This is a genomic window from Thiocapsa rosea (assembly GCF_003634315.1).
Classification (GTDB): domain Bacteria; phylum Pseudomonadota; class Gammaproteobacteria; order Chromatiales; family Chromatiaceae; genus Thiocapsa; species Thiocapsa rosea.
The window spans coordinates 4,829,777-4,843,246 of the sequence record NZ_RBXL01000001.1 but is presented as its reverse complement, the minus strand read 5'-3'; the positions used below and the strand labels follow the sequence as shown (position 1 = coordinate 4,843,246).

General features: G+C 64.3%; 13 protein-coding genes and 1 tRNA gene. 8 read left to right on the top strand and 6 right to left on the bottom strand.

Annotated features, from left to right (window positions below):
• Window positions 1-29: 29 nt before the first annotated feature.
• On the bottom strand, window positions 30-770 hold the full coding sequence (locus tag BDD21_RS21535) for a sulfite exporter TauE/SafE family protein (protein WP_245969958.1): 741 nt from the start codon (window positions 768-770) through the stop codon (window positions 30-32).
• 556 nt (window positions 771-1,326) lie between these two features.
• Here BDD21_RS21535 and BDD21_RS21525 point away from each other — a divergent pair.
• The 6 genes from BDD21_RS21525 (at window position 1,327) to mtnC (ending at window position 6,953) form a co-directional block, all read left to right on the top strand.
• Window positions 1,327-2,229 (top strand): complex I NDUFA9 subunit family protein, encoded by a 903-nt coding sequence (locus tag BDD21_RS21525; protein ID WP_120798909.1) that lies wholly within the window; start codon window positions 1,327-1,329, stop codon window positions 2,227-2,229.
• Between the two features lie 250 nt (window positions 2,230-2,479).
• Window positions 2,480-3,256: a YdcF family protein gene (locus BDD21_RS21520; RefSeq protein WP_120798908.1), complete on the top strand. Its 777-nt coding sequence runs from the start codon at window positions 2,480-2,482 to the stop codon at window positions 3,254-3,256.
• Window positions 3,257-3,382: 126 nt separating this feature from the next.
• Window positions 3,383-4,855 carry a DegQ family serine endoprotease gene (locus tag BDD21_RS21515; protein WP_120798907.1) on the top strand — a complete coding sequence of 491 codons (1,473 nt, stop codon included), beginning with the start codon at window positions 3,383-3,385 and terminating at the stop codon, window positions 4,853-4,855.
• Window positions 4,856-5,103: 248 nt separating this feature from the next.
• The gene (locus BDD21_RS21510) at window positions 5,104-5,724 is read left to right on the top strand and encodes a methylthioribulose 1-phosphate dehydratase (protein WP_120798906.1); all 621 of its coding nucleotides are present in this window, start codon (window positions 5,104-5,106) and stop codon (window positions 5,722-5,724) included.
• The gene (locus BDD21_RS21505) at window positions 5,721-6,260 is read left to right on the top strand and encodes a 1,2-dihydroxy-3-keto-5-methylthiopentene dioxygenase (RefSeq protein WP_120798905.1); all 540 of its coding nucleotides are present in this window, start codon (window positions 5,721-5,723) and stop codon (window positions 6,258-6,260) included. The genes BDD21_RS21510 and BDD21_RS21505 overlap by 4 nt, the downstream gene beginning before the upstream one ends.
• 9 nt (window positions 6,261-6,269) lie before the next feature.
• On the top strand, window positions 6,270-6,953 hold the full coding sequence (mtnC, locus tag BDD21_RS21500; protein WP_120798904.1) for an acireductone synthase: 684 nt from the start codon (window positions 6,270-6,272) through the stop codon (window positions 6,951-6,953).
• A 153-nt stretch (window positions 6,954-7,106) separates the two neighbouring features.
• On the opposite strand, the gene BDD21_RS21495 is transcribed toward mtnC, so the two are convergent.
• Window positions 7,107-7,463, bottom strand: a complete 357-nt coding sequence (locus BDD21_RS21495) for a DUF4282 domain-containing protein (protein WP_120798903.1) — start codon at window positions 7,461-7,463, stop codon at window positions 7,107-7,109.
• A gap of 142 nt (window positions 7,464-7,605) precedes the next feature.
• Window positions 7,606-7,692: transfer RNA gene (locus BDD21_RS21490), tRNA-Leu, on the bottom strand.
• Between the two features lie 117 nt (window positions 7,693-7,809).
• Here BDD21_RS21490 and rnr point away from each other — a divergent pair.
• Entirely contained in the window at window positions 7,810-10,239 is a 2,430-nt protein-coding gene (gene rnr, locus BDD21_RS21485; protein WP_120798902.1) for a ribonuclease R, read from the top strand.
• A 2-nt stretch (window positions 10,240-10,241) separates the two neighbouring features.
• Window positions 10,242-11,033 (top strand): 23S rRNA (guanosine(2251)-2'-O)-methyltransferase RlmB, encoded by a 792-nt coding sequence (gene rlmB, locus BDD21_RS21480; protein WP_425470264.1) that lies wholly within the window; start codon window positions 10,242-10,244, stop codon window positions 11,031-11,033.
• Window positions 11,034-11,227: 194 nt separating this feature from the next.
• Here the strand turns inward: rlmB and BDD21_RS21475 are convergent, their stop codons facing one another.
• The 3 genes from BDD21_RS21475 to BDD21_RS21465 all read right to left on the bottom strand — a co-directional run bounded on the left by BDD21_RS21475 (window position 11,228) and on the right by BDD21_RS21465 (window position 13,411).
• Window positions 11,228-11,440 (bottom strand): hypothetical protein, encoded by a 213-nt coding sequence (locus BDD21_RS21475; protein WP_120798901.1) that lies wholly within the window; start codon window positions 11,438-11,440, stop codon window positions 11,228-11,230.
• Between the two features lie 100 nt (window positions 11,441-11,540).
• The gene (locus tag BDD21_RS21470; RefSeq protein WP_170164855.1) at window positions 11,541-12,356 is read right to left on the bottom strand and encodes a DUF4435 domain-containing protein; all 816 of its coding nucleotides are present in this window, start codon (window positions 12,354-12,356) and stop codon (window positions 11,541-11,543) included.
• Window positions 12,353-13,411, bottom strand: coding sequence for an AAA family ATPase (locus tag BDD21_RS21465; RefSeq protein WP_120798899.1), 1,059 nt, complete (start codon window positions 13,409-13,411; stop codon window positions 12,353-12,355). Before BDD21_RS21465 ends, BDD21_RS21470 begins: the two co-directional genes overlap by 4 nt.
• Between the last annotated feature and the right edge of the window lie 59 nt (window positions 13,412-13,470).

Here is a 13,470-nt window from a genome sequence, read left to right as displayed (position 1 = left end):
ACCTTGCATATCGGACACCGGGACGCGGTTTAAAAGGCCAAGCGCAGGGCGACGAGCAACAGAAACACCCCGAACAGCCGCTTCAAGAGGGCAACCGGCAACCGGTGCGCCAGAGATGCACCGAGTGGCGCGGTGGGCATGCTTGCGAGCAGGATCGCCCCGACGGCCGGCCAATAGACGAAGCCCGTACTCGCGTCGGGCAATCCCTCGCGGCCCCAGCCGACGACCATGAAGCCGACGGCGCCGGCGAGTGCGATCGGCAGACCGCAGGCGGCCGAGGTCCCCACGGCCTTGCGCATGTCGATCCCCCGGTTGCTCAGAAAGGGCACCGTCAAGGTGCCGCCGCCGATCCCGACCAGCGCGGAGAGCGTCCCGATGCCGCCGCCCGCGGCCCACATCCCCGCGGAGCCGGGCAGGGTGCGCTCGTGATGGATCTTCCGAGGAACCAGCATGCGGATGCCGACATAGGTCAGAAAGACGGCAAAGAGACGGGTCAGCCAGAGCTCGGGGATGATCCCCGCCAAGGCAGCGCCGAACCAGGCCCCAAGGACGATTCCGGGCGCCAGTCGGGCGACCAGATCCCAGCGCACCGCGCCGCGCCCCTGGTGCGCATAGGTCGAGGCGGCACCCGTCCCGACGATGGCTGCAAGCGAGGTTCCTACGGCGAGGTGCGGGATCCACGCCGACCCCATCCCGATCTGCGCGAACAGCAGGATCAGCGCCGGCACGACGATCACGCCGCCGCCAACCCCGAACAGACCGGCGAGCATCCCGGACGCGGCGCCGATGAAAAGATAGGCCGAGAGTTCAAGCACTGGATAGGATCCTGGACGATCGCGAGCCCCCGCGGCCGCGTGCGGCCGTGGCGAGTTTTGAAATCAGTCCGCAATTGATGATTGAATAGGGATGCCCGGGTTGGGTTTAAGCAACGTTTCAGAGATATGTTGAGCACCGGGGCAAAGGCGCGTTGCTCATTCGCTCGGCCGGTAGGGTGGACGAGGGAGAGCGAAGTCCACCTATCCCCGTGCCGACGCTGGTGGACTGCGCTACGCTTGTCCACTCGACAGGGCGTGTCCACCCGGGCGGGCGCTGCCCGAGGGCGAATCTCCAGAGCATATAAGCCGCTCGACGTCGCCATCGTCGATGCGCCGTCAAACCCGAAGAGGCATCGATTTCATTGATTTTTAAGTGCCCTAAACCGCGTCTCGCCAAGGTTTGTACGTTGAGGCGAGGCCGAGCGTGCCTCGGAGCGACACATGACACGCCGGGACGCGGTTTAGCCCGACCACGGGCGCCGAGCCGCCCCAGACGAGTCAAGACGACATCATGAGACATCCGTGCATTTGTGTCATCGGGGGGACCGGTTTCGTCGGTCGACATCTTTTGAATCGCCTCTCGGGCGCCGGGTATCGCACCCGTGTGCCGACGCGCCATCCCCATCGCTGTCGACACCTTCGGCTCGTTCCGGGCTGCGAGGTGGTGCAGCTCGAGCAGTGGGACGAGAACGGGTTGTGCGACGCGATGGCCGGCTGCGATGCCGTGGTGAATCTTGTCGGGATCCTCAACGAGTGGGGCGGTCGCACCTTCGAGCAGGCCCATGTCGGGATGGTCGAGTCGACGACACGCGCGGCGTTCACCGCCGGTGTCGGCGCTTACCTGCACATGAGTGCGCTGAATGCGGACCCGGCAGGTCCCAGCGACTATCTGCGCAGCAAGGGCAGGGGCGAGGCGGTGGCCTTGGCGGCGGCCGAGCAGGGATTGGCGGTGACGGTGTTCCGCCCGTCCGTTATTTTCGGGCCGGGCGACGGACTCTTCAATCGCTTCGCCTCGCTGCTGCAGGTGCTGCCGGGACCCTTTCCGCTGGCCTGTGCCGACGCGCGATTCGCGCCGGTCTATGTCGGCGATGTCGCGACCGCCATGCTGCGCGCCATTGAGGACCCGGCAAGCCGAGGACAGATCTATGCGCTGTGCGGTCCACGGACCTTCGCACTGCGCGATATCCTGACCTACACGGGCAGCTGCATCGGGCGCAAGGTCCGAGTGATCGCTCTGAGCGATCGTCTCGCACAGCTTCAGGCGCGCGTCTTCGAGAAGCTTCCGGGCAAACCCTTCAGCACGGATAACTATCTGTCCCTTCAGATCGACAGCCTCTGTGGCGAGGACGGACTCGCTCGGCTCGGCATCGCGGCGACCGATGTGGACGCCGTCGTTCCCGGTTATCTGGTTTAAACCGCGCCCAACACGGTATGCGTAGTGTGTTGGATTGGCTTGGCCGCGTCGGCTCCGATCATTGTCGGAGCCGGCGCGGTTTAAAGTATTAAAAATATAAATATCTGAGCCGCGTCCCCGCTAAGAGCCGTGGCTGCACCCAACGGCGAACTCACGCGACAGTAAGCATCTCGCTCTGGACGCGGTTTAGTTGCCCGAGTAGGGTTCCGGGTCGGCCGTGGGACCCGCAGGATCCGAGCCATCAATCCCGATGCTTTACCTCGATAAGCTGCTCAGTCAACTCGCCTATCCGCTCGGACTCTCCATTGTCCTGGCGGTACTGGCGCTTGCGCTCCTGATTGCGGGCTGGCGTCGATCCGGACTCCTGGCCTTGACGGTCGGGATCCTTTGGCTCGGTTTCTGGTCGATACCGATCGTCTCGGACGGGTTGCGCCTGTCTCTGGAAGGTCGGTTCGCGCATGAGCCGATCGGCGCCTTGCCGGCGGCGGATGCCGTCGTCGTCCTCGGCGGTGGCATCCGTGGAGGCCCGCCCGATTGGCCGGATCCGGATCTCGGGCGGGCCTCGGACCGGGTGTGGCACGCGGCGCGGATCCATCATGCGGGGAAGGCTGCGCGCGTCATCGTTTCGGGCGGCTCCATGCCCTGGGTCGGCCAACGCCTCAGCGAGGCCGACGCGATGTTGCGCTTCCTGGCCGATCTGGGCGTTCCGAGCGATGCGATCCTGCTGGAGGGGCGCAGCCGAAACACCCGCGAGAACGCGCTCTATACCGCCGAGATCCTGAGCGCGGAGGGCATCGCGTCCGTCCTGCTGGTGACCTCGGCGTTGCACATGCCGCGTGCCTTGGCGACCTTTCGCGCGGTCGGGATCGATGCCGTGCCGGCGCCGACCGATTTCGAGGTGATGCCCGAGCCGGCGCATCTCATCCGGTGGCTCCCGGACGCGGAAGCCTTGTCCGACAGTACGCGCGCCCTGAAGGAGTATGTTGGATGGTGGGTCTACCGGTGGCGCGGCTGGGCCGAGTCTTGAGTTCGCCGATCATCGAGCGTTGCGCAGCGACCGATCCACCGTCGCTGGATCCGAGGCGAGCGAGGCCGGGACGAGTGTGCTCGGCCGGCATATTCGAGTGATCAGGTCCATTCATTGGAGACAACGATGAAAAGGCATATTTTGATTGTGATGAGCCTGGCGGTCGCGGTGCTCGCCACCCCCGCGCAGGCGTTGGACGAAGGTGTCGAAAGCCTGCGCGAGACCGGCAAGGCGTTCGCGTCGGTCGGGCGTGCGGTGTCCCCGTCCGTGGTCTTTATTCGCGTCGAAGGCCAGCGTGCGACGACCGCACAAGCCCCCCTCTCGACACCCTTCGGCGAGGAGCTGCCCTTCGGCGACGAGTTCTTCAGACGCTTCTTCGGCGATCGCTTTCCGGGCCTCCCGCGTGGCCAAGCGCCCCAGGCACCGCGCAGCGAGCCGCGCACTATGGGGCAAGGCTCGGGCTTCGTGTTTGCCGCGCAGACGGGTCTGCTCGCCGACAAGACCTACATCATGACCAACAACCACGTCGTCGAGGGCGCCGAGCGGATCCGCGTCACCTTTCAGGACGGACGTGAGTTCGATGCCGAGGTGACCGGCCGCGACCCTCAGTCCGACGTGGCCGTCATCGAGATCGCGACCGGCGGCCTGCCGGCCCTCGCCATGGCCGACTCGGCGAAGCTCGAGGTCGGCGAGTGGGTGGTCGCGATCGGCAATCCCTTCGGGCTGAGTCATACCCTGACGGTCGGCGTGGTCAGTGCCACCGGGCGCACCAGTCTGGGCATCAACGACTACGAGGACTTTATCCAGACCGACGCCGCCATCAATCCGGGGAACTCGGGCGGACCGCTCGTCAATCTCGACGGTGCCGTCGTGGGCATGAACACCGCCATCTTCAGTCGCAGCGGCGGCTACATGGGCGTGGGCTTCGCCATCCCGATCAACCTCGCCAACGCCATCGCCAATCAGTTGATCGAGCAAGGCGAGGTGACGCGCGGCTTCCTCGGGATCGTGATCCAGCCGCTGACCGCGGATCTGGCCGAATCCTTCGGGATGCAGCAGGGCGAGGGGATTCTGATCGCTCAGGTCACGGAAGACAGTCCCGCCGGGAAGGCCGGCCTGCGCCAGGGTGACGTCATCGTTGCCTATCGCGGGGAGCCCGTGACCGATGTCGGCAACTTCCGTAACCGGGTCGCACTGACCCCGCCGGGGAGCAGCCAGGAGCTCACCATCGTGCGCGAGGGGCAGCGCCAAACCCTCGGCGTCACCATCGGGACGCTGAACGCCGAGGCGCTGGCATCCTCCGCGCCGACCCAAACCAGCGCGGAGCTGGGGCTCACCCTCCAGACCCTGACGCCGCAGCTTGCCGAGCAGTTCGGCGGTCAGCCCGGCGAGGGTGTTCTGGTCACCGAGGTCAAACCAGGATCGATCGCCGCCGCGGCCGGCATCGAGCCGGGCACGCTGATCCTGCAGGTCAATCGCGAGTGGGTGAAGAGCGTCGCGGACTTTCAGCAAGCCGTGAAGGCCGGTCGCGAGACCGGGCGCGTCCTGTTGCTGGTCCGTAAGGACGATATGCAGCGATTCGTGGTTCTGAGCTGGTAGCCGCGTACGGCGGGGAGGGACTCCCCGCCCGGCGTTCCGGTTCCATCAGCTTGTTCATCGAGCCGGTAGGGTGGACGAGCGAGAGCGAAGTCCACCGAGACTTGCACCGGAGCCGGTGGTCTGCGCTGCGCCCGCTCGGCGGTTCGGCCCGGCGGGCCGCATGGTGGCGGGTCGAGTCCGTTGTGCTTCCACCATTGGACCTCATCCCCGTTCTGCCTTAGATTGCGGTTTTGCCCGGCGGAACCCAGATGGTCGATCCCGAGGTCTTCAAACAGCGCGCCGCCGAGCTGATCGGCGTCGGGCATTTTTGTTTTTCACGCGGCTGGTTGCCGGCGACCTCCGGCAACCTCTCCGCGCGTCTGGATGCAAGCCGCATCGCCATCACCGTATCGGGGCGTCACAAGGGCGAACTCGACGCGAGCGGGATCATGGCGATGGATGTCGAGGGCCGCATCCTGACCGCCGGCTGCCGCCCGTCCGCGGAGACCGAGCTGCATCTGATGTTGTATCGCCGTGATCCGGCGATCGGTGCCGTGCTGCACACCCATTCGGTCAACGCGACCGTGCTGTCTCGGTTGGCGGATGATGCCTTGACCCTGTCCGACTACGAGGTCTTGAAGGCGTTGCCGGGCATCGAGACGCACGAGACTCGCCTTGCGCTGCCTGTTTTCGCCAACGACCAGGACATCGGGCGTCTCGCGCTCGAGGTGGAGCGGGCGCTGGAGCGCACGCCGAATCTGCCCGGTTACTTGATTGCCGGTCACGGCCTCTATACCTGGGGCAGCAACGTCGCCGACGCGCGTCGGCGGATCGAGGCGTTCGAGTTTCTGCTCGAATGCGAAACCCTCACGAGGAGCATGACCCGATGAGCGAGCTGCGCGTTCACGCCGAAGACCAACCTGTACCCGAGGCGGTCTTCACCGATTTTGCCGACATCCGGCGCGAACTCGGCGCCCTCGGGGTCAATTTCGAGCGTTGGCAGGCGGACCGCGTCCTGGCGGCGGATGCAACGCCGGAGGACGTCATCGCCGCCTATCGCAGCGACATCGACCGTCTGATGACCGACTACGGCTTCGGCGCGGTCGACGTGCTGCGCATGACGCCGGACCATCCCGACCGTGAGGCCCTTCGCGCGAAGTTCCTCAACGAGCACACCCACACCGAGTTCGAGGTGCGCTTCTTCGTCGAGGGCAGCGGTCTGTTCTATCTGCACACCAACGGCCGGGTCTACGCCGTGATCTGCGAGCAGGGCGATCTCATCAGCGTCCCCGACGGCACGACCCACTGGTTCGACATGGGTCCGCGTCCGCACTTCACCGCGATCCGCCTCTTCACCAACCCCGAGGGCTGGGTCGCCAACTTCACCGGCAGCGACATCGCGTCGCGCTTTCCCCGCTTCGAGTAATCAGTCCCCATGGTCAAGGCGATCCTCACCGACATCGAGGGCACCACCTCGAGCCTCTCGTTCGTCAAGGACGTGCTCTTTCCTTACGCCGCGGAGCATCTGCCCGACTTCGTGAGGGCGCATCGCGAGGATCCGCAAGTGGCGGCGCTGCTCGAGGATGCGCATGCCGTCGCGGGCGGAGCGATGGACGAGGACGCGTTGATCGCCGCGATGCTCGACTGGATCGCGACCGACCGCAAGATCACGCCGCTCAAGGCGTTGCAGGGTCTCATCTGGGAGGAGGGTTACGCACGCGGCGACTTCCTGGGCCACATCTACGCGGATGCGGCCCGCCGCCTGCGCGATTGGCACGGCGCCGGTCTGAGGCTCTATGTCTATTCCTCCGGCTCGGTGCATGCCCAGAAGCTGCTGTTCGGACACACCGAGTACGGCGACCTCACGCCGCTCTTCTCCGGCTTCTTCGATACCCGCATCGGCGGAAAACGCGAGCGTGAATCCTACTGCGCCATCGCCTCCGAGATCGGTCTGCCGCCCGGAGAGATGCTCTTCCTCTCGGACATCCGAGAAGAGCTTGATGCCGCGCACGATGCCGGGATGGCGACGATCGCCTTGCGCCGCGAAGGCGTCACCGGCCCTTTCGGCGAGCACCCGGTCGTCGATGATTTCGATGGGATTCGGCCGAACGAGGATTGATCGGCGGCCTCAACTCCCGACTCAACCGCGTCCAGAGCGACATGCGCCATTTTCATTTTGTGTTGGGCTTAAGTATTTTTCCGACCTTCACGGAGACGCGGTTGAGAATTCTACATTTTTTAATCTCTTAAACCGCGCCGACTCCAACGGTCGTCAAGTCTGCCGGGGCCGATCCCATCCAAAAACATCACATACCGCGCTGGGCGCGGTTAAGGCGTCTCGCATCTGCATAAAGGCGATCAGATACTCGAACATGATGCGCCACATCAGCTCCATGAAGAGAAACGCGGCGACGAACAGCAGGATTCCGAGCACGCGCCAACGCAGTCGCACCGTCGCGGTCAGAAGACCCATCCCGGCGCGATAAGCATCGCCTACCGGCTCAAAGCGGCGCATCAGGTACAGCGCCATGAGCCAGGCCGCGACGGGCATGACGACGGCGCCCAGATAGTAGAACACCAGCAGCGCATGGCGGCTGATCATGGTTTCGAAGGTGAGGAAGTCGGTCATCCGAAAGCACCAATGTGTCTCGCCGCCGCGTCCGGGGAATGCGGAAGGCGGAGCGCCGGCTTTGCGGCGATCGATTCAGATGCGGGTGCTGGCTCGGTCTCCCGTCATTCGGGGTGAGCCTGGTTCGAACTTCGGAATGTAATGGTGCCGAGGAGAGGACTCGAACCTCCACGAGCTTTCGCCCACATGGACCTGAACCATGCGCGTCTACCAGTTCCGCCACCTCGGCATGAGGATCCGGGGATGTCTTGAAGAAGGCCATCCCCGTGGCAAGGCGCGAATATTAGTGAGACAACCGAAGGGTGTCAAGGCTACACTAACCTTTTACGAATCAGAACGAGCCCAAGTGACAAGACGCCGAAATTCGACAGCCGCCAAAGAAGCGGACCCCCATCGCCAGCGCGAGGCGAAAAAGTACGCCAACCCCATCCCCAGTCGCGAATTCATCCTCGAAACACTCACCAACCTCGGCGCACCGGCCGGTGCCGACGAGGTCGCCCGCGAGCTCAAACTCACCGACGAGCAGGATCTGATCGCCCTGGAGCGCCGACTCGGTGCCATGGTGCGCGACGGTCAACTGGTGCGGAATCGCAACCAGGCGTTCTGTTTGGTCAACCGGCGCGATCTGATCGCCGGTCGTGTCATCGGACACGCGGACGGTTTCGGTTTCGTGCGCCCGGATGAGGGTGGCGACGACCTCTACCTCTATCCCAAGGAGATGCGCGCGCTGTTTCACGGCGATCGCGTTGTCGTGCGTGTCGCGGGGCGCGATCGACGGGGTCGTCTCGAGGGTGCGGTCGTCGAGATCCTGGAGCGTAAGACCCGCACCGTGGTCGGGCGGCTCTACAAAGAGAGTGGTGTCGGCTTCGTCGCGCCGGACAACAAGCGCCTGACCCATGACATCATCATCCCGAGCGACCGGATCTCGGGGGCGGAGCAGGGTCAGATCGTCGTCGCCGAGATCACGGATCAGCCGACCCAGCGCACCCAGCCGATCGGCCGGATCCTGGAGGTCCTCGGCGACCACATGGCGCCTGGGATGGAGACGGACATCGCGATCCGCGCCCATGATCTGCCGATCGAGTGGCCGGAGGCCGTCGAGACCGAGATCGCCGGGCTCGGCAGCGAGGTCCCGGAGGCGGCGAAGGAGGGCCGGACCGATCTGCGCAAGATTCCCTTGGTCACGATCGACGGGGCCGATGCACGCGACTTCGACGACGCCGTCTATTGCGAGCGCAAGCCCAAGGGCTGGAAGCTGCTGGTCAGCATCGCCGACGTCTCGAGCTATGTGGTGCCTGGTACGGCATTGGACACCGAGGGCTATTCGCGCGGCAACTCGGTTTACTTCCCGGACCGGGTCGTCCCGATGCTGCCGGAGGTGCTCTCCAACGGACTCTGCTCGCTCAACCCGCAGGTCGATCGGCTCTGCATGACCGCCGAGCTTTACATCAACGCGGAAGGCAAGGTCACGCGGACCCGCTTCTTCGAGGGCGTCATGCGCTCGCATGCGCGGCTGACCTACGATCAGGTCGCCGCCATGATCATCGACGGCGATGCCGATCTGTGCGAGAAGCACGCGGACCTGCTGCCGCACCTGCACGAGCTCTACGCCCTTTACCAGACACTGCACCAGGCGCGTGCCGAGCGCGGTGCCATCGACTTCGACACCGTCGAGACCAAGTTCGTCTTCAACGAGCAGGGTCGCATCGCCGCCGTGGTGCCCCTGGTGCGCAACGAGGCGCACAAGATCATCGAAGAATGCATGCTGGCCGCGAACGTGGCTGCGGCGCGTCTCTTCGAGCGCAAGAAGATGCCCGCACTCTTCCGCATCCATGACCTGCCGAACGCCGAGAAGTTGAGTGATCTGCGCGAGTTCCTGGGGCAGCTGGCGCTCAAGCTCCCGGGCGGCGAGAAACCGACCGCCAAGGACTATGCCACGCTGCTCGAGATGGTCAAGGAACGCCCGGATCGTGGATTGATCCAGACCGTCTTGCTGCGCTCCATGCAGCAGGCGATGTACAGCTCCGACAACGTCGGCCACTTCGGCTTGGCCTACGATGCTTACACCCATTTTACCTCGCCCATCCGTCGCTATCCGGATCTGGTCGTCCATCGGATCATCAAGCACATCCTGCGCGGCGGGACCGCTGCCGACCTGGACTACTCCAAGATGGAACTCCAGCAGATCGGCGAATACTGCTCGGGCACCGAGCGGCGCGCCGACGAGGCGACCCGCGACGCCGACGACTGGCTCAAGTGCGAGTTCATGCAGGGCAAGCTCGGCGAGAAATTCGACGGCATCATCACCAGTGTCAACTCCTTCGGTATCTTCGTCGAACTCGACGAGGTTCACGTCGATGGCCTGGTGCACATCACCGCGCTCGACAACGACTTCTACCATTTCGACCCCATCGGTCATCGTCTGCACGGCGAGCGCACCGGCACTGTCTACCGTCTCGGCGATCCGCTGCGGGTGCAGGTTGCGGCCGTGAATCTCGACGATCGCAAGATCGACTTCGTGCTGGCCGAGCCGAGCGGGAAGGGTGGCAAAGCCGGACAAGGCGGGAAGGGCGGACAAGGCGGACCGAGTCCGCGCAAGTCCAAGCCAAAGCCGAAGGCCACGCCGACCGCTCAGGCGTCGGATCAGGCCACGACTCCGGCGCAGACTCCGGCGCCGGCCCAAGCCCAGGCGGACAAGCCTGCCGAGGGCGCCAAGAAGCCCCGCTCGCGCAACCGACGCAAGCGCAAACCGGCCGGTACGGCGCCGACCTCCTGACCGTGAAGGCATCGAGACGCCCTGTCGCGAGCCGTGACGAGGTGCGGCACCCCACGGCGGGGCTGCACCCGGTCGGCGGAATTCACAGCGCGCGCGCCGCGATCAAGTTCGGGAGCGAAGGGGTCGGTGAGCTTTGGCTCGACCGCAGCCGGCGCGACCGACGCTTATCGGAGCTGGCCGATCTTGCGAGCCAGGCGGGCGTGAAGGTCCGCCAGGTCGAGCGCGACGAGCTCGAGCGTGCCGCCGAAGGCACCAATCACCAGGGCGCATTGGCTTGGGTGCGGGTCCCCGCGGCACGCTCCGAGCAGGATCTCGATGGGCTCTTGGAGCGGATCGAAGGCCCGCCCTTCCTGCTCCTACTCGACGAGGTGCAGGATCCGCACAATCTCGGGGCCTGTTTGCGGACCGCGGAGGGTGCCGGCGTCCATGCCGTGATTGCCCCCAAGGACAACGCGGTGGGCCTAACCCCGGTCGTCTGCAAGGTCGCCAGCGGCGCCGCCGAGACCTTGCCCTATGTCCAGGTCACCAACCTGGCCCGGACCATGGGCTACCTCAAGGAGCGAGGAATCTGGCTCACCGGAACGAGCGGCGATGCCGACACCGAGCTCTATGCCGCCGATCTCACCGGGCCGCTCGGCCTGGTCATGGGCAGCGAGGGTACCGGCCTGCGCCGCCTCACGCGCGAGCATTGCGACCGCCTGGTCCGTCTGCCCATGTGCGGGACGGTCGAGAGTCTCAACGTCTCGGTCGCCGCGGGTGTTTGTCTTTACGAGGCGCTGCGTCAGCGTCGGTGAGCGTCCTAACCTGAGGCCGCGTCGTTTCGGCCTCATACTCGGTAGCCCGAATCGCCTGGTTCAAAAAACGCCAATTGAATCAGGGATGACCATCTTCGTGACTCCCCTTTATCATATCAGTCGCTATTCGTGCGTCTCCTACGCCAGCGACGCCGCGTTTCCGCTTCGCCGCAGTGGCGACGGAGAATGAGGCATCATGTTCGGTCAGCCCTTCTGGATTTAATATCTGCGATAATCTCCTTGACCGTTGTCCCTTCGAACAGGCTCTCGCGCTCAGCGGTATAGTTCCCGCTCCCGATGCGAAACTGGTTCAGGAAACGAATGCTGTCGACGACTCCGATTTCTCTGATCAGAGCATCTTTGGCGCGCTGATTGACCTCGGAGATGGTATGAATAGGTGCCGTCAATTAAAGCCTCCATGACGATCCGAACTCCAGACCGCGTCGCCTTGATCTGGCTCTCGGCGATTTCGCTGTTCGCCGTGTCCGCGTACTCCGGGCTGATTCGCTACGAGAAGCGTTCAAGGATAGTTTGTAGGTCCGCCGGTGGCTGTAGCTTACGGAGGATTTTCTTGCGCCGTTCGCCCTCGTCCATTTGGCCGAGTATTCGGTTCATCGCAGGATTGACGACCTTTTTCCAGTAGTGCTTCCCGTGAACCCAATGCGAATACTGGTCGTCGGTGCTTGCAGCTTCCGCGGCGCCACATTGGCTCTGAAACTGGGCGAAGATTCGTGCGGGATCGAGCAGCGCGTCCCACTTGCCCAAGACGCGCTGAATCTCTGCATCGTTCTGGGCAGTCACCAGACTCTCCTCCGAGGCCAGCGCCTCTTTGAATCCCAATGCGCGCAGGCCAGACCAAAGGGGTGTGACAACCTTCCAGAGTGCAGCGTGGCGCCGATAGTCGGGCAGGTGCGTTTCCATTTCGGCGCAGAAGGCCCTCTCGCCGCCGGCGACCGCCGCTTGACGCGTGGGCGGGATCGCTTGCCAGAGCTCGGATGGGTGGATCAGGAAGTTTTCCAAGCAGAAACGAGGTAGCACCAACAGGTTTGGCTGTTCAGCAACGCGGGCGTCGATGGCAGCCTGATCCCATTCGTCGCGGTCCACGAGTCCAATCCATTCGGGCTCCAGCATGAGAAGCTCCAGGAGTTGACGCTTATTGCCGACCGCGGCAATCGCCCACCGCTGCTCCCATCCGGGCGCGAAACGCTCCAGCAGGATACGAAACGCCTCCTTGTCGTCCGCCCCCTCGACCAGAAACGCCTGCTTGGGCTGACTCCCGATCAACTCCTGCCGGATACGGTCTCGCCTGGACCGAATCGTCACGGAGCCGCCTCCAGCAAGATCCGTTTTCCAAGTGCGTCGTAACGGCTCCAGACCTCGGGCACATGCGAAGTGATGATGAGCTGGCCGCCTCGGTCGGCGACCATCCTCTCCAAACGGGCGAGAAAACCCGAGACCAATGAGGGGTGCAGATAGAGATCCGGCTCGTCGATCAGCACGACGCCACCCGTCTCCATCCATCGGTTCACGAGGTAGAGCTGGATCAAGACCTGATGTTCGCCCGCACTAAGGTCGTCGAGGCTGTGCGTCGTGCCGGTTCCGTTCTTGAGCTTTACCCGTAGCCGATTCTCTCCGAGTTTTACCTCGGTCAGGATCTCTTTGCCGCTCAGAAAGGCGTTCATGTCGCGGATCAAGTCATGAAAGCGGTGCAGCGCCGCCGACTTCATGGCGAGCAGCGAGGCTTCCAGCTGGCCCTCCCATTGCTCCGAGACACGATAGCTGGTTAGCCAGCGCTGCTGCGGATCCTCCTGCCGGATCTCACCCACACCGCGCCGCGGGGGAACCCATCGGCGCTCCTCAGCATCCAGAAAGATCATGTTGGGGGAATCGCTCTTGTCCGCGGACACCAGCATCGTCTGCCGTGACTCGGTCCACCGATCGAGCCAGCTCGCGTCCTTGGGCCAGAGCATCTTGCGTGCCGGGGCGCCGGGTCTGCCGGTTCGAGCCACCCACTCACCCACGAATGAACATTCGGGATACTGCTGTTCCAGCGCTTCGACAAACTCCTGTCGACCGAACAAGAGCGCCATCGAGGGTCCGTCGAAGGGCAGATCCTCCAGGAACAGGGCCACACCGCCCCAGCCCTGGAGCCACTCCCGTTCCGCGCTGCTTTTGGGTAGGGGCTTGCGGTGTTGCAGCCAATGGCCAAAGGCGCCCCAGAGCATGGCCACAGCCCGCAGCGCCGACGACTTGCCGCAGCCGTTCGGTCCGCTGAAGAGGATGTTGGTGGCAATCTCGCCGGACCAGTCATCTTTGAAATCGAAGACCCGGGAGCCGAGAGGGCCGGCCTCGAAGACATGGATCGCGCGGATTTTCATCAGCTCTTCCTGGGTTGGACCTTATCCAGCTCGCCCCAGACGCGCGAGCGAGGGTTCTC